Source organism: Streptomyces sp. NBC_00239 (assembly GCF_036194065.1).
GTDB lineage: Bacteria > Actinomycetota > Actinomycetes > Streptomycetales > Streptomycetaceae > Streptomyces.
In genome coordinates this window covers 2,143,700-2,158,511 of the sequence record NZ_CP108095.1, presented here as the reverse complement: position 1 = coordinate 2,158,511, position 14,812 = coordinate 2,143,700, and the positions used below count along the sequence as shown (strand labels likewise).

At 67.8% G+C, this 14,812-nt stretch carries 13 protein-coding genes, 6 tRNA genes and 1 pseudogene; 18 read left to right on the top strand and 2 right to left on the bottom strand.

All coding sequences use genetic code 11. The annotated features are described in order from the left end of the window. Window positions 1-3 precede the first annotated feature (3 nt). The 11 genes and pseudogenes from OG764_RS09560 (at window position 4) to OG764_RS09510 (ending at window position 7,855) form a co-directional block, all read left to right on the top strand. Window positions 4-1,824, top strand: a complete 1,821-nt coding sequence (locus OG764_RS09560) for a cell division protein (protein WP_328967981.1) — start codon at window positions 4-6, stop codon at window positions 1,822-1,824. Window positions 1,825-2,018: 194 nt separating this feature from the next. Then, a pseudogene (locus tag OG764_RS09555) lies at window positions 2,019-2,759 on the top strand (thiamine pyrophosphate-binding protein); the annotation flags it as partial. 32 nt (window positions 2,760-2,791) lie between these two features. Then, window positions 2,792-4,360: a recombinase family protein gene (locus OG764_RS09550; protein WP_328967980.1), complete on the top strand. Its 1,569-nt coding sequence runs from the start codon at window positions 2,792-2,794 to the stop codon at window positions 4,358-4,360. 577 nt (window positions 4,361-4,937) lie between these two features. Then, window positions 4,938-5,024, top strand: a tRNA-OTHER gene (locus tag OG764_RS09545). Window positions 5,025-5,034: 10 nt separating this feature from the next. Then, a tRNA-Arg gene (locus tag OG764_RS09540) sits at window positions 5,035-5,108 on the top strand. Window positions 5,109-5,324: 216 nt separating this feature from the next. After that, a tRNA-His gene (locus tag OG764_RS09535) sits at window positions 5,325-5,395 on the top strand. Window positions 5,396-5,449: 54 nt separating this feature from the next. After that, a tRNA-Asp gene (locus tag OG764_RS09530) sits at window positions 5,450-5,522 on the top strand. Window positions 5,523-5,855: 333 nt separating this feature from the next. After that, window positions 5,856-5,927: transfer RNA gene (locus tag OG764_RS09525), tRNA-Thr, on the top strand. An 80-nt stretch (window positions 5,928-6,007) separates the two neighbouring features. Then, a complete protein-coding gene (locus OG764_RS09520) occupies window positions 6,008-6,163 on the top strand; it encodes a hypothetical protein (protein ID WP_328967979.1) in 156 nt (51 codons plus the stop codon). Between the two features lie 214 nt (window positions 6,164-6,377). Beyond that, window positions 6,378-6,449, top strand: a tRNA-Pro gene (locus OG764_RS09515). Between the two features lie 281 nt (window positions 6,450-6,730). Continuing rightward, window positions 6,731-7,855 (top strand): hypothetical protein, encoded by a 1,125-nt coding sequence (locus OG764_RS09510; RefSeq protein WP_328967978.1) that lies wholly within the window; start codon window positions 6,731-6,733, stop codon window positions 7,853-7,855. A 51-nt stretch (window positions 7,856-7,906) separates the two neighbouring features. Here the strand turns inward: OG764_RS09510 and OG764_RS09505 are convergent, their stop codons facing one another. Further along, window positions 7,907-8,146, bottom strand: a complete 240-nt coding sequence (locus OG764_RS09505) for a hypothetical protein (RefSeq protein WP_328967977.1) — start codon at window positions 8,144-8,146, stop codon at window positions 7,907-7,909. A 345-nt stretch (window positions 8,147-8,491) separates the two neighbouring features. Between OG764_RS09505 and OG764_RS09500 the strand changes: the two genes are divergently transcribed. The 3 genes from OG764_RS09500 to OG764_RS09490 all read left to right on the top strand — a co-directional run bounded on the left by OG764_RS09500 (window position 8,492) and on the right by OG764_RS09490 (window position 9,841). Then, window positions 8,492-8,761 (top strand): hypothetical protein, encoded by a 270-nt coding sequence (locus OG764_RS09500; protein WP_328967976.1) that lies wholly within the window; start codon window positions 8,492-8,494, stop codon window positions 8,759-8,761. Window positions 8,762-9,006: 245 nt separating this feature from the next. After that, window positions 9,007-9,600, top strand: a complete 594-nt coding sequence (locus tag OG764_RS09495) for a DNA primase (RefSeq protein WP_328967975.1) — start codon at window positions 9,007-9,009, stop codon at window positions 9,598-9,600. A 46-nt stretch (window positions 9,601-9,646) separates the two neighbouring features. Beyond that, entirely contained in the window at window positions 9,647-9,841 is a 195-nt protein-coding gene (locus OG764_RS09490) for a hypothetical protein (RefSeq protein ID WP_328967974.1), read from the top strand. 190 nt (window positions 9,842-10,031) lie between these two features. Here OG764_RS09490 and OG764_RS09485 read toward each other — a convergent pair whose 3' ends face one another. Further along, entirely contained in the window at window positions 10,032-10,271 is a 240-nt protein-coding gene (locus tag OG764_RS09485; protein WP_328967973.1) for a hypothetical protein, read from the bottom strand. A 43-nt stretch (window positions 10,272-10,314) separates the two neighbouring features. Between OG764_RS09485 and OG764_RS09480 the strand changes: the two genes are divergently transcribed. The 4 genes from OG764_RS09480 to OG764_RS09465 all read left to right on the top strand — a co-directional run bounded on the left by OG764_RS09480 (window position 10,315) and on the right by OG764_RS09465 (window position 14,806). Beyond that, window positions 10,315-10,782, top strand: a complete 468-nt coding sequence (locus OG764_RS09480) for a phage terminase small subunit (RefSeq protein WP_328967972.1) — start codon at window positions 10,315-10,317, stop codon at window positions 10,780-10,782. An 80-nt stretch (window positions 10,783-10,862) separates the two neighbouring features. Further along, on the top strand, window positions 10,863-12,500 hold the full coding sequence (locus OG764_RS09475; protein ID WP_328967971.1) for a terminase: 1,638 nt from the start codon (window positions 10,863-10,865) through the stop codon (window positions 12,498-12,500). A gap of 13 nt (window positions 12,501-12,513) precedes the next feature. Next, complete coding sequence (locus tag OG764_RS09470) at window positions 12,514-14,019, top strand: phage portal protein (RefSeq protein ID WP_328967970.1); 1,506 nt, start codon at window positions 12,514-12,516, stop codon at window positions 14,017-14,019. Beyond that, window positions 14,000-14,806 (top strand): hypothetical protein, encoded by an 807-nt coding sequence (locus OG764_RS09465; RefSeq protein ID WP_328967969.1) that lies wholly within the window; start codon window positions 14,000-14,002, stop codon window positions 14,804-14,806. The genes OG764_RS09470 and OG764_RS09465 overlap by 20 nt, the downstream gene beginning before the upstream one ends. Window positions 14,807-14,812 lie beyond the last annotated feature (6 nt).

The following is a 14,812-nucleotide window of genomic DNA, read 5'->3' as shown; positions in this document are numbered from 1 at the left end:
GGCATGAGTCAGCAGGCGGACGCGGGCGACTGGTGGCAGCGCCTCTACGAGGAACCGGCGCCGGACGGACCCCGGGACCCGGGGCCCCCGAAGGCAGCAGAACCCGACACGGTGGACACCCGCTTCGCCGCGGCGGCCCGGCTCGTCACCCCGGCACCCCCGGCACCCCCGGCACCCCCGGACCCCCTCCCGGCGCCCCCCGGCTTCCCCGACCCGCTCCCGGTACCGCCGGACCCGCCCCCGGACCTCCCGGACCCGCCGACCCTCCCGGGCCCGGGCGCCCCCGTACCGCCCCCGCCGCCCGACACGGCTCCGCCGCCCCCGCCCGCGGCTCCGCCGCCCCCCGACCAGGCCGCCCCCGTCCCGGGCACGCCGGCGGGGAAGCCGTACCCGGCCCCGTACGCGGCGACCTCCCGTGATGCGGCGCCGCCCCGGGACGCGCTCGCGGCGTCGCCGTACGCGCCCCCGTACGCCGCCGCGCCGCCCCGGCCGCCGACCCCCTACCCGACCCTGCCGGACCAGCCCCCGGCCGCCCAGCCGGCCCGGCCCACCGCGGCCCGGGTCCCGGCCCCGGCCGTACCGCCCCGCCCCGCCACCGCACCCGCCGACGCGCCCACCCCCGCGCCGGACGCGACCGCGGTCCCCGGCCCGTTCCCCCAGGCCCCCGCGGGCCCCGCCCCGGGCGGGTCCCCGGCCTCAGGCCAGGCGTCCCGGCCCGGCCCGTCCTCCGAGGACGCTCCCGGACTCCCGGGCGCGGGAGCGGCGCCGGTGTCCGGAGCGGCGCCGGCGGCGGCGTCCGGGCCGGCCACCGCCACCTCCGCGGGCCCCGACGCGCAGCCGCTGATCCCCGCCCAGCAGGGCGGTCCGCAGGGCGGCGCGGGCGGGTCCGGCGTGGACGGCACGGGCTTCGCGTTCGGCGACGTCACCGTCCCGCCGCCACCGGCGGTCCCGGCCGCCCCCGCCCAGCCGCCCGCCGCGTTGCCCGCCCAGCGCGACCGGTACGCCGTACGGCACCTGGGGGAGCGCCCGCCCACCTACGAGGGCGTGCCGGGGGCGCTGCCCCACGCCGACGCCGCCGACCTCGGCGCCCTGGTCCCGGACACCGTCCTCGAAGGCGCCCGGCACGGGACGTACACGCTGCGCGCCGCGTCCGTACGCGGCGACTCCGCCCGCTACCGCGGCGAGCACCGCCGGGACTTCCTGCTCACCGCCCGGTTCGGCACCGGCGACGACGCGCTGGTGCTGGTCGCCGCGGCCGGCGGCGACCGGGCCGCCGAGGGCGCCCGTGAGGCCGACGCCGAACTGTGCCGCTGGATCGCCGGAGCCGTCGGCCGCAGCCAGGCGCGGCTGGGTGCGGACATCCGGGCCGGCCGCCGCGACGACCTGCGCTCCGGCCTCCAGCGCCTCACCGACCGCGGTTACGGGCGGCTGCGCGCCGACGCCGCCCCGCCGCCCGCCGGGCTGCGCTGCCTGCTGCTGCCCATCGACCCGGAGTGCCGGACCAGGGTCGCCTTCGGTACCGGCGAGGGCGGGCTGTTCCGGCTCCGGGACGGCGCCTGGCAGGACCTGGAGAGCCGGCCCGCGGGCGAGGGCGGCTTCCGCTTCCGCGCCTCGGTGGCCCGGCCCGGCGACGCCCTGCTGCTGTGCACCGGGGGACTGGCCGCGCCGATGCGCGAGGAGCCGGACCTCCCCGCCGAACTCGCCGCCCGCTGGGGCCCGGCCGCCCAGGTGCCGCCCGGCCTGGCCGCCTTCCTCGCGGACACCACCCTCCGGCTCAAGGGCTATGCCGACGACCGCACCGCGGCGGCCGTCTGGGAGGCGTAGCGCGGGCGCCGCCCGGCCGGGCCCCCGGGCGAGGCGACCCCGCCGCCCGCCGGGTCCAGGGCGCCGGGAGCCGCCGGCGCGCCCGCCGGACCCGCGGCCCCGGGAGGCGCGAGGGCGCGGACCGTGCGTGGATGGAAGGCGCATCCCGCGCGGGACCGCGCGGGCGACCGACCCGCACCGGAAGGGCGCCGTCCATGGCCAAGCAGAACGTGGCGGAGCAGTTCGTCGACATCCTCGTGCGCGCGGGCGTACGCAGGCTGTACGGGGTCGTCGGCGACAGCCTCAACCCCGTCGTCGACGCCATCCGCCGCACCGGCGGCATGGAGTGGATCCAGGTCCGGCACGAGGAGACGGCCGCCTTCGCGGCCGGCGCCGAAGCCCAGATCACCGGGAAGCTCGCGGCGTGCGCCGGCTCCTGCGGCCCCGGCAACCTGCACCTGATCAACGGGCTCTACGACGCGCACCGCTCGATGGCCCCCGTCCTCGCCCTGGCCTCCCACATCCCCTCCAGCGAGATCGGCCTCGGCTACTTCCAGGAGACCCACCCCGACCAGCTGTTCCGCGAGTGCAGCCACTACAGCGAGCTGATCTCCAACCCGCGCCAGATGCCCCGGCTGCTGCGGACCGCCGTCCAGCACGCCATCGGCCGCGGCGGGGTCGCCGTGGTCGCCCTGCCCGGCGACATCGCCTCCCAGCCCGCTCCGGAGAAGACGGAGGAGCACGCGCTCGTCACGGCGAGGCCCTCGGTGCGGCCCGGCGACGGCGAGATCGAGAAACTGGCCCGGATGATCGACGAGGCCGAGCGCGTCACCCTGTTCTGCGGCAGCGGCACGGCCGGTGCGCACGCCGAGGTGATGGAGTTCGCCGCGCGGGTCAAATCCCCGATCGGCCACGCCCTGCGCGGCAAGGAATGGATCCAGTACGACAACCCGTACTAGTGGCACCTGCGCATGTTACGCTCCCGCCCATGACCACGCGGGTACTGGGCGCAAGGCGCCTCAGTCGGGTGACCGACAACTCAACCTCGTTTGACCGTCAGGGTATTGCGATTGAGGCCGTCACAAGGGCGATCGGCGGAACCGTCGTTGACTGGGCAGACGACCCGGACGTCAGCGCCGCCAAGGTGGCTCCGGCGGACCGTCCGGAGCTTGGGAAGTGGCTGGAGAGGCCCGAGGAGTACGACGCAATTGCGTGGTGGCGTCTTGACCGTGCCGTGCGCTCCATGCGCGACATGGCGTGGCTCGCCGGCTGGGCACGGGACCACAAGAAGCGCCTGATCTTCGCAGAGGGCCCCGGAGGTGGGCGCCTGGAGCTGGACATGACGTCGCCCATGTCCGAGCTGATCCTGATGATTCTCGCTTTTGCTGCGCAGATGGAAGTACAGGCGATCCAGGAGCGGACGCAGGGCGCGAGCGAGTACCTGCGCACCGTCGGCAGGTGGAGCGGCGGCCGCATCCCGTTCGGACGCGTACCGGTCCCGCATCCGACAGAGGAAGACGGCTGGTGGCTCGGGGAGCACGACGAATCCGCCGAAATTGTGGAGGGCATGGTGCGCCTCGTCGTCGGCAAGAAGAGCTACGACACCGTTTCTGCGTGGCTGAACGCGGTGCACCCGGGGGCGACGCCGGCGAACCACCGCCGCAAGCTAGCTCATCCGCCCAAGCCCGTGAAGCCGGACGAACGGTGGAACCCGGGAATGGTGAGTGCCTTCCTGCGGCAGTTGTCACTACGCGGCTGGGGAACCCTGAATGGGGAGCCGGTCCGCGACGCAGACGGCGAGCCTGTCAAGATCGGGCCCCCGCTCATCGACGACGTCACGTGGCGTCGCCTACAGGCTGAAATGGACAGCCGCGTAAAGCCTGACGCGGAGCGAAACAAGAGCGACGCTCATCCGCTGCTTGGCATCATCTTCTGCGGCTCCTGCGGTGGAAAGCTGTACCAAGGGTGGATGGCTCCCGGCCCGAACCGAAAGGTCGCCAAACGGCAGTACCGATGTGCTGCGAAGGCGCATGGCCGTGTGTGCACCAAACCCGCGTATGTCTCAGCGGACCCAGTTGACAGGTATGTGGAGGAGAACTTCCTCGCGCGCTTCAACCGAGTAGAACTGGTCGAGGTGATCACCATCCCTGGCGTGGACCACCGTGACGAAATTGCGGAGCTGGAAGCCGACATCAACGTACTCGCCGGCCAGATGGCTAATCTTCGAGGACCGGCCGTCGCAGCGGTAGCCCGCCAAATTCAAGGGCGTTCAGACAAGCTGGAGAGGCTTCAGGCGCAGCCTGTGGTTCCTGCGCGAACGGAGGAGATCCGCACCGGCGTTACCTATGCAGACGCGTGGCTGCGGGCCAAGGAACGCGGTGCCGTCGAAGAGTGCCGCGAAATGCTCAAGGATGTGGGTGTACGTGTAGAGGTGGGGGAGACCTATCGAGGGGCTCGCGACGTCACACGAAGGCTCTCATTTGACCTCGTGACACCCGAACACATCGATCTTGAGCAAAACATGCTGGATGACGCCGAGTACCAAGCGAGACTGTAGGGTAACGAGTTGGTAACGACGCAAGCCTCCCTCGCCCCCTCCGCCGCGTCGAGGGCTTGCGTCCACAACCCTTTCCAGTCCCGTCGCACCCCCGCCTCCGCCCTCTGGGGTCTGGCGCGGGTGGCGTAGCGTCACAAAGGATGGCGTTCCGTCGCTCTGCGTAGCGCAGAACGTCGACCCGGTGCTCAAAGTGCGCTTCTAACCCCCACTTTCCTTTTCTCTCTAACGCGTATAGATAAAAAGGAAAGTGTGTGTTTGTTTGGCACTTCTGGCACCGGCCGCACACCCGCAGCGGGGTGGAGGCGTCAAGATCACCAAACCCTGATCGTGACCCCATAACAGTAGTAGAGGGCAGGACGGCGACCGTCGCGATTGGCGGACGGTCCACTCCCTCTGACGGCCGGCGTCGCTCCTGTGCTCCCCGCACTCTCCTCCGGGTAGAGCACGGTTGAAGCGACGCCGGCTGTTCCATGACTTCTGTCGCATGGCATCTGCGCCACACCGTCCGTGGAGGACGGTCACCGGTTGGAACCCGGGCGACGGAGGATCGCGACGAGACGGAGCGTGCGCACGCTTGCGCGGTAGCTCAGTCAGGAAGAGCAATCGCGGGGGACCTGCGGGTCGGCCCTGCGATGTGTCGCGGGTTCAAATCCCGTCCGCGACGTCTCGTCAATGGTTCCGTAGCTTGAACGGATAGAGCGCCGGGCTACGAACCCGGAGGGTGGAGGTTCGAGTCCTCCCGGGACCGCGCACCGACTTCTTCGATCGTGATTGGGGCGTCGTCCATCATGGACATGCTAGCGAACGTGAAGTGATACGGGCTGGTACAAGAATGGATGACGGTGCCTGTGGATGTAGTGATGCGGAATAGGCGCGAAGGAGCGCATTCCTCGCCATTTGCTACAGCCATATGGCATTTCTGACTCTTCACCCAGCGGACTTTATCACACGTGGTTAAATCGCACCTTTCGTAGCTCAGCGGTAGAGCGCCGCGTTGTGGTCGCGGTCATCCCGGTTCGACTCCGGGCGGAGGGACGGCTCCGACGCGTCCCGCCCTGGCGTACAGGGGTCTGCCGCGCTGGAGCTTCGGCTCCCGTAGCTCAGTGGTCAGAGCGTCCGCCTGTCGAGCGGAGGGCCGCCGGTTCGAGTCCGGTCGGGAGCGCTTCACGTGACGCCTGGATGGCCACGGTGTCGTTGACGACGTCCAACAGGGCGTTATGGGTCCGTGTGAGGAGTGCGTCAAGCGCCTCGTCTGTGAATTGCTCGCTCATGGAGTCCCCCTTGGCCGTGTCTGTGTGGGCGTCCACCGTACCGGCCGGAGTCGCAGAAAGGGCCGTCCCGAAGTGTATTCAGGACGGCCCTGGAGCCTCCGTGCTGCAACACGTGGTGAGGCTCCGGCGACGCGGTCACCATGAGGGGGTCGTGCCTTCAGCATGCTGGAGCCGGCCGACGTAGAGCAAGCCGCAGCGTCGTGCTTGGACGCCGATGAACGAATGCCTCCGTAGCTCAGCGGAAGAGCGCCGCTCTCGTAAAGCGGACGTCGCAGGTTCGAATCCTGCCGGGGGCTCTCTCCTCAGTTTTGAGGATCCTCATTTTGAGAATTCTCACTATTTGTAACCTCATGGCCACGCGTTGTAGCGTCGAGCCATGGAAGCGACCGCAACGTACGCGGCGGCCCTGACGGCACTTGCTGCCCTCGTAACCGCCCTTGCTCTCACGGCTGTTCTCTCCGGGGATGAGGAGATGCGCCGCCGTGCCCTCGACGTCCTGCGCGCGATGTGCGGAGGTGGCTGGGGGAGCTGATCGGCTGACGTACTCGGGGACCGGGTGTCAGAGGCTGGGGCTTCGGTGCTGGCACCGTGGCGCGACGGCCAACACCCGGGCTTCACGGTCCGGACGAGGGCGCGTGACCGTTACGGGGTCAGGTAGCTGCTCCGGTTCGATGCCGGGCGCGTCCCCAATTCAGCAGTGAGCCCGGCCGAATAATGGACGGCCGGGCTCAGTAGCGAGCATACCGCGGGACGTGGCGCAGAGGTAGCGCACCCGGTTTGGGACCGGGTGGCCGCAGGTTCGAATCCTGCCGTCCCGACAACAGAACGAGGGGGCTGAGTGAGTCGCACCCGCGCACACCGCCCGTGGCGGGAGATCCGCGATGAGGCGCAGCGTACAGGCGACTACACCGGCCCTGAATGGCGCTGGCACACGAGCAACGGCGGCAGGTGGCGCACGCGTTACTGGCGCCGGCTCTACTGGGGTTCGGTGCGGGCCTACGAGCGCACGGCGCTTGCCCACGACATCGAGCCGGAGCCGACGAGGACGCGCCACAGTGTCCAGTGGGAACTCTGGTGATCTGACACCGACGAGGACCCGATGACGACTCCTGCCCTGTCCTTCCTCAGACCCGACGACTTCCGCAGCCCCACCGACCGTGACGACACCAACGCCTTCCGCGGTCTCTTCGCTGAGGTCGACCGCCGGCTACGGCGCGACGAGGGCGGAGGCGTTCCCGTCGCGACGGTGAGCGTCCTCCTGACGCGCTCGTACACGGTCAGCGGCACCATCTTGCAGCCGGCGCCAGGACGCGCGCAGGGACTGACGGTGCGCGGGCTGGGCAAGCGGGCGAGCGAGATCGTCATGACCGGCGCGGAGCCGCTGCTCGTGAACAACGATCGTTGGATGGGCGTGCGCTTCCGTGACTGCTCGTTCCGCTCGACGAACTCGCAGGCCTCATACCTCCGCTCGCTCAGTACCGGCGGTGCGCAGGACTGGGGCTGGGACAACGTCGAGTGGCGCGGCTCGTGGGCGTACGGCGTCGGCCTGGACGGGCCGGAGACGAGCAACTGCAACTCGGAGATGTGGTGGAACAACTGCCACATCAACGGCAGTTACGGGACGGCCTTCCTCGACATCGGGCAGACGCCAGCGACCAAGAGCCAGGACCAGTTCCTCAACTACAGCTTCCGTGACTGCAAGGTCGAGTACGACCACGGTGATTTCGTGCGGGCCCAGCGCGGCGGTTTCATTACCGTCGACGGCGGGTCGGCCATCATCAAGGGGCAGAAGCCGGACGGGACGACGAGCCGGTTCTTCCACATGCCGACCGCCGGCCACGCCGACGCGGTGCAGCACCTGAACGTGCGAGGGACTCGCTTCGAACTGAGGCACCCCACGAGCCAGGTCATCAAGAGCGCGTGGAACGGCGGACACATCGTCTTCGACGGAGTCAGCGACACGGCGAACGGCTTCAAGGCCTTCTCCACGCTACTCGTTGCCCACGAGTACACGAATCCCGGCGGCGTGAGCTACCGGAGCTGCGATCTCGTCGGCCGGCATGCCTACCGCCAGACGGCACCAACCCCGCGTCAGCGCGTCGTCTACGACGGATGCACGCGGGAGAACAACCGGACCCGTGAGCGCTTCCTCGTCGTCGACGGAGCGAACGCCCTCGGGGCGCCGCCCATCGTCCACGTGAACGACGGAGACGGAATCAAGTAGGACTTCAGCCCCGCCGCGGAGGAACGCTCCCGCGTGTGGGGCTGAGCTACGTCAGGGACGCGTGAAGGTGAGGGTGACGTGCCGGCTCAGTCCGGCGCCTTCCCAGTCCGACGCCCGCAGATCCCACCCGATGGCAGTGACCCGCTGGACAGCTTCGGCTATGTCCCGGTCCTGCTTCGTCGGGCTGGGGTGTGCCTTCCGGATGAACACGGTGTCCCCACGGTCCCACGCCGCCTGAGCGGCCTCGTGGATGGGTGGGACGGCGAGCTTCCCCAACAGCTTCTTCAACATGGCGCGAGCGTACGCCAGTGCTACCCCACAGGGAGGGCGTATGGCGTGGGAGGGAAGTACACGCAGGCGCCGCCTGCCGGCCGACTGGCCGCGCATCAGGCGCAGGATCATCCGACGTGACGGTGGTGTGTGCGTGGCGCGGTACAGCGACGGTCGACGGTGTGCCCTACCAGGCACGGACGTGGACCACATAGAGCCTGGTGACGACCACAGTGACGAGAACCTTCAGCTGCTGTGTCCATGGCACCACACGCACAAGAGCAGCACAGAGGGCGGCACAGCAGCCGCTCTCACACGCGTGCGCACACAGCGCCCACGTCCTACACACCCGGCACTGGAGGACTGATGGCAGGCTCACACGTGGTGCTGCTGGAGGACGACGACACGGGCGAGGAAGGCGTGACCATCACGCGCGTACTGGTGAACGGCGTCGACGTCGGCAGACTCGCAGGAGCGCCGAAGGTGAGGGCGAGGAGCGGTGGAAGCGTGACCACAGTGACGCTGACGCTCGTCCCGAGCCGCCTGGAGATACGCGGAGCACTGGCCGACGGTGACCGTCGAGAGCCCCGCGCCGGCTTCGCAGCCAAGATCGAGAGCGGCACCCCAGGGGGGTGACCCCCGACCGGAAATCTTGAAGACCGTACAGGTGCTGGTCTTCGCTGTCTGTACGGGTCTGGGGGATCTGGAGCGAGCCGTTTCGGGCCGCCCTTTGGGAGGTCGGGAGGTGGCTGCGTGTGCCCTTCCCGGGGCATTCAAGCACCGACCCTGCCGCGAAAGCGTGACCGGCCGCCATGGTCGACGGCATTATCGGTGCAGGTGAGAGGCTTGAAAGTGTGACGCGCCCCCACTACGATGAACCCATGAAGCGGACGTGTGTGATGTGCCCGGCGGAGATGCCGATCATGGCTCGCTCGCACGCGCGCACTTGCTCCCCTCGTTGCCGCAAGGCGCTCTCACGCTCGCGAGTAACAACGCTCCCCGTTGAGCTGACGACCCTCGACAGGTGGATCCGACGCTCCGCGGACAAGGTCCCGCTGACCGTGGCCGGCAAGGCCGCATCGTCGACTAACCCGCGGACCTGGAGCAGCTACACCGACGCCGCCGCTTCGACGGTCGGCGCTGGTCTGGGCTTCGTGCTCAATGAGGACGACGACATCGTCTGTATCGACCTGGACCACTGTCTCAACTCCCTCACGGGCCGTCTGGCGCCGTGGGCCGCAGCCATCGTCCGCGACGCGGGGACCACCTACGTAGAGGTCTCCCCGTCCGGAGATGGGCTGCACATCTGGGGCCGTGCTGACGTCCGACAGGGACGACGCATCCGACGCCCCGACGGCACGGCCGTAGAGATCTACGGGACGGGCCGATACATCGCAATGACGGGCCGCCGACACGGCTCTTGCCCGTCCATCCTCGCGGACCTCTCCGCGGTGATCACCACGCTGACGCAGTAGTCCCCGGCATGGGCGGCTCTGTCGTCCGACCCCGGGAGGATCATCCATGGCACGCCTTCAAGTGCTGCGCTTGCCCGCAACACCCGCCGACCCTGCGCCGTTCATGCTCGTGCTCGACGAGGTGAACGAGTTGGAACTCGACTTCACGTCCTCGGAGCACGCTGACGTGATGCGGGGTCTGAAGGATGGTGTCGGCGCTCGATTCGTGCTGGCTACCACGGCGACCGTGGACGTGGCGTGATGTGCGGTGGGTCCGACGTCAAGTTGACGTCCCACCCAAACTTCGTCATGGAGTCCGACGGCGAGATTCACGTCTGGACTGCTGAAGACACAGCCCGGGTTGAAGAGGCGGTTCGACGGGCGGCGTGGAGTACCACGACGGCGCAGCGGGCCCACGCGCACGTCATGTGGATTTCGAACGTGGGTGACTCCTAGGCGCCGTAGCCGGCTTCCCGGTAGTGCATCCACACGTCCTGTGGAGCGACATCCAGGAGTGTGGATAGCTCCTCCGCCGCGTCGTCTGTCAGACCCTCGTCGACGGCCTTGACGCCAGCAACTGAGATGTACGGGCGTCCTGCTTCGTTGTTGATCCCTACGGCGTCCGCGCGCTCTAGAAGCCACGCAATAAAGGGATCACGGAAACGGGGCCTGATGGGCTCACGTGCTGTCACCCGCCGCAACTTACCCGCTATACGCATCCAGGGAGGTGCACTTTTGGCCGGACGAGGCCCCGCTCCGAAGGATCCCACCCGTCGCCGCCGACGCAACGCCGCGGACCCAGAGACCGTCATCACCCCCGACGACGAGATGCGCGGTCCGGAGCTGCCCGCGGGCGTGCTCGGGGACGAGGACGGCGAGCCTGTCGACTGGCACCCGATGACGAAGCTCTGGTGGGACTCATGGCGTACGAGCGCGCAGGCGCAGACGTTTGTGATGACGGACTGGCTATTCCTCATCGACACCGCCCTCATGCACCACACGATGTGGGCGAAAGGCCGCTGGGAGTTCGCCTCCGAAGTGCGTCTCCGCGCCGCGAAATTCGGCGCTACGCCGGAGGACAGAGCCCGCCTGAAGCTCAAGGTCGACGACCCCATGAATGCCCCGCAGAGAGCCACGCAGCGCCCCGACAACGTGGCGGATATCAACTCACGTCGAGCCCGTCTCACGGGTACTGACGGATAGGAGACCGCGTGCCGCGCGCAATTGTGCGCGCCCCCGGTCATGACCGCGCCCGCTCTCTGGGGTGGATGGCGGTCGCATGGATGGAGTACTTCGTAGTGCACGGCCCTGGCGACGTCCAGGGCGAGCCAGTGCGCCACGGAGACGAGTACACGGGCTTCGTAGTCGACTGCTACGCGGTCGATGATGACGAGGGTCGACTCCTCTACGACAGCGCCTTTTTCTCGCGCCCAAAGGGCTGTGACAAGTCCGGACTAGGCGCCCGAATAGGCCTTTTCGAAGCTTTCGGCCCCGCGCGCTTCGCCGGCTGGGCGGAGGGCGGAGAGGTCTACCGCGATCCGTGGGGGCTGGGTTTCGAGTACGTCTACGAAGCCGGCGAGCCTATGGGCCGTCCGGTCAAAGTGCCGTATCTCCGCATCATGGCGACGGAGGAAGGCCAGACCGGAAACGTGTTCGACACCATCCATTTCAACTTGACCGACGAGGCGTCGCCACTAAGTCAAATCCCCAACGTCGACGTTGGGTTGACCCGGATCATTCTCCCTGACGGCGGAGAGATCATGCCGTCAACCGCCTCATCCTCGTCGAAGGACGGCGGTAAAGAGACGTGGGTCTGCTTTGACGAGACTCATCTCTACAACACCCCAGAACTCCGGCGCATGTACGCCACCGTCACGCGAAATCTCCGGAAGAGGAAGCGCGGTGCGCAAACGTGGTACCTCGAAACCACGACGATGTTCGCCCCGGGTCAAGACTCCGTTGCAGAGCGCACGTACGAGGAAGCGGAAGCGATCCGAGACGGCCGTAAGAAACGCGGTCGCGCCCGCCTCATGTACGACCACCGCTGGGGCGAGTGCAAGAACCTGAAGGACGAGGACGAACTCCGAGCCGCTCTCCTGGACGCCTATGGCGATGCCATGGAGTGGATGGATCTGGAGTCCCTTGTCGATGACTTCTACGACCTCCGGAATGACTCCGCAGACGGCAAGCGGTACTTTCTCAACAGCCGGACGATGTCCTCCGATGCGTGGATGGATCCGGATGCGTGGGCACTTTGCCGACGTGCGGAAGAGATAGCCGCCGGCGACCTGATCACGCTCGGCTTCGACGGCTCCATTCGCGACGACGCCACGGCGCTGACGGCCTGTCGCGTTTCTGACGGGCACGTCATGCTGCTCGGCTGCTGGGAAAAGCCAGAAGGGCCCGAAGGCGAAGGCTGGCAGGTCGACCGCGAGAGCGTCGACAACGCCGTCAACCGCGCCTTCGACCGATACGAGGTCTGCGGCTTCTACGCCGATCCGCCGCACTGGCAGGACTACGTGGACAGGTGGACATCGGAGCATGGCGAGCAGCTCCAGGTGCGTGCGACGCAAGCGCGACCGCTGGAGTGGTGGACGAACCGTCCGACCGCGATGGAGTCAGCTCTCGATCGCTTCATGGAAGCCGTCGACGACAAAGCGCTGTCGCACGCCGAATCCCTAGACCCCGACGAGGAGTCGGAGGCTCTGACGCGTGGAGCCACGCTGACTCGCCACGTGCGGAACGCTCGTCGCCGGCCGATGGGCCGAAATCACATGGGCATCGGCAAGGAACACGCGAAGAGCCCCAAGAAAATCGACGCCGCCATGAGCGCCGTCCTTGCCTATGAATGTCGCGCCGATGCAGTGGCGCTCGGAATCACGAAGCGCAGGAAGCGCTCGAACCGTCTCGTCGCCTTCTGAGGGAGGTCCGTAAGTGCCTATCGAAGCTACGAGGGTTGAATCTCCCGGATGGTGGCTGAAGCGGCTAGGTAAGAAGATCCTTGACGAGCGGGACGACCGCCATGAGGACGGCGAGACCGAACCGGGGCTTACGACACTCCGGAAATTCGCCGAAGGGCGCCCGCCGTTGCCCGCCGTTCAAGGCGTTGACCCCAAAGAGGCCCGCGAGTGGATGCGCGACGCGCGTACCAACTGGACGTCGCTGGTCATCGACGCTACCGCAGAGCGAATGCGTGTGGACGGCTTCCGGTTCGGTGAGGCAACGCGTGGGAGCAAGTCCTCCCAACAGGCTGACGACGAAGCGAACCGGATTTGGCAGGAGAACAGCCTCGACGCTGACTCCGGGCTTGTCCACTACGGGGCCCTGTCTCAGCGACGAGCTTTCATGCTGGTGGAGCGCGGGAGCGACGGGCGGCCGGTACTGACCCACGAGACGCCTACACAGGTAGCCGTGGAGTACGAGAGGGGCAGCAGGCGCAAGGTTGCCGCAGGACTGAAGCTTTGGCGCGACGACTGGACAGGAACCACGCGCGCAACACTGTGGCTGCCTGACCAGATCCACTACTTCGCTACGCGCAGGGCAACCCCCGTGTTTGCCACGTCAACTGCGGAGCTACGTGCGTGGGATGCGTGGGCGACTCCTGACGTGCCTGACGGCGTGGAGGCGAACACCCTTGGGGTTGTGCCTCTCGTTCCGTTCGTCAACCGGCGCAACCGCCGGCCCGAGGGGTTCGCGGAGCACGAAGACGTCCTAAGCGTGCAAAACCGGATCAATCTGTCACTGATCAACTTGATTGCTGCCATGAAGTATGGGGCGTTCCGCCAGCGTTTTGCGGCAGGTTTGGAGGTCGACGAGGACCCGATCACGGGCCAGAAGATCCAGCCGTACAAGCTGGACATTAAGAGCCTGTGGACGAGCGGCGACCCTGAGACGAAGTTCGGCGAGTTCGCGGCGACCGACCTCGTCCCGTACGTGCGGGCGGTCGAGGCCGGCGTTCAGGATCTTGCAGCGCTCACCCGCACGCCGCCCCACTACCTCATCGGCGCCGTGGTGAACGTTTCAGGCGACGCCCTCTCGGCCGCAGAAACCGGCCTGGTCTCGAAGGTGCGCGACAGGAATCGAAACTTCGGTGAGTCGTGGGAGCAGACGATGCGGCTCGCCTTCCGAGTCCTCGACGACAAGCAGCGCGCAGAGGCCTGGAGCGCAGAGACGCTCTGGGCGGACCCCGAATTCCGCAGCGTCTCCGAGATGGCCGACGCTGCTGTGAAAAAGGGCGCCGCGGGCGTCCCGTGGCGTCAGCGCATGGTCGACATGCGGTACACCCCGGGCGAGATCGCGCGCATGGAGGTGGATCGTGCGGCCGACGCTCTTAATGCGACGCCGGCGGACAGTCCGCAGCCACCACAGCTCCAGGACCGCAGAGCTGCGAAGGAACGGGACTCTCGGACGGTGATCACGCGTGAGCCTGACGCGGCTTGATCGTCAGTACGGTACGGCTATCCGCGGCGTATGGACGACGACCTTGTGGCGCGTCAACCGCTCGTGGCTGGGGCTTGGCTCCTGGCGCGGGGAGGACGTTGACCGCTTTCAGCGGAGCGCCCTCCCCGTCATCCTGGCTGGGCAGCGCCAGATAGCCACGCTGACGACTTCCTACCTGGAGCGGCTGTATCGCGAGATCGACGAGGAGTCGCGCACGGAGCTGGACCTAGACCGAGTCACCGGCCGCGCACTACGCGGCGTGGATCCGGAAGAGGTCTACCGGCGCCCGTTCATCGACGTCTGGACGGCGCTCTCCAAGGGTGAATCCTTCGACGTCGCTCTTGACCGTGGATCTCATCGGCTGGAGACGCTCACACAGACGGATCTTCAGCTAGCCCGTACGCACACCGTGCGCGAGGTGGGCGACGACATGCCCCGCTTCGAGTACACCGTGCGCGTGCTGGAAGGGGAGTACGACTGTGCGCTTTGCATGATCGCCTCGACACAGCGCTACCGAAAGCGCGACCTAGCTCCGATCCACCCCGGCTGTGACTGCACGATCAAGCTCATTAAAGCCGACGAGGACCCGGGCCAGATCATCGATGAGGAGCGGCTAGAGCGCATTCACGACCTCGTCGAAGAGGCGCTAGGCACCTTCGACCGTGGAGGCCGCGCCATGGACTACCGAAAGATCATCATCGCTCGCGAGCACGGAGAGATCGGTCCCGTACTCGGCTACCGGGGACAGCGCTTCACCGGCCCCGACGACATCAAACTTCCGACCTGACGCCCG

Excerpts from the sequence above, each read along its gene's own strand:
- OG764_RS09560 (WP_328967981.1), top strand. The coding sequence starts at position 4 with ATGAGTCAGCAGGCGGACGCGGGCGACTGGTGGCAGCGCCTCTACGAG.
- OG764_RS09550 (WP_328967980.1), top strand. The coding sequence starts at position 2,792 with ATGACCACGCGGGTACTGGGCGCAAGGCGCCTCAGTCGGGTGACCGAC.
- OG764_RS09520 (WP_328967979.1), top strand. The coding sequence starts at position 6,008 with ATGGAAGCGACCGCAACGTACGCGGCGGCCCTGACGGCACTTGCTGCC.
- OG764_RS09510 (WP_328967978.1), top strand. The coding sequence starts at position 6,731 with ATGACGACTCCTGCCCTGTCCTTCCTCAGACCCGACGACTTCCGCAGC.
- OG764_RS09505 (WP_328967977.1), bottom strand. The coding sequence starts at position 8,146 with ATGTTGAAGAAGCTGTTGGGGAAGCTCGCCGTCCCACCCATCCACGAG.
- OG764_RS09500 (WP_328967976.1), top strand. The coding sequence starts at position 8,492 with ATGGCAGGCTCACACGTGGTGCTGCTGGAGGACGACGACACGGGCGAG.
- OG764_RS09495 (WP_328967975.1), top strand. The coding sequence starts at position 9,007 with ATGAAGCGGACGTGTGTGATGTGCCCGGCGGAGATGCCGATCATGGCT.
- OG764_RS09490 (WP_328967974.1), top strand. The coding sequence starts at position 9,647 with ATGGCACGCCTTCAAGTGCTGCGCTTGCCCGCAACACCCGCCGACCCT.
- OG764_RS09475 (WP_328967971.1), top strand. The coding sequence starts at position 10,863 with ATGGAGTACTTCGTAGTGCACGGCCCTGGCGACGTCCAGGGCGAGCCA.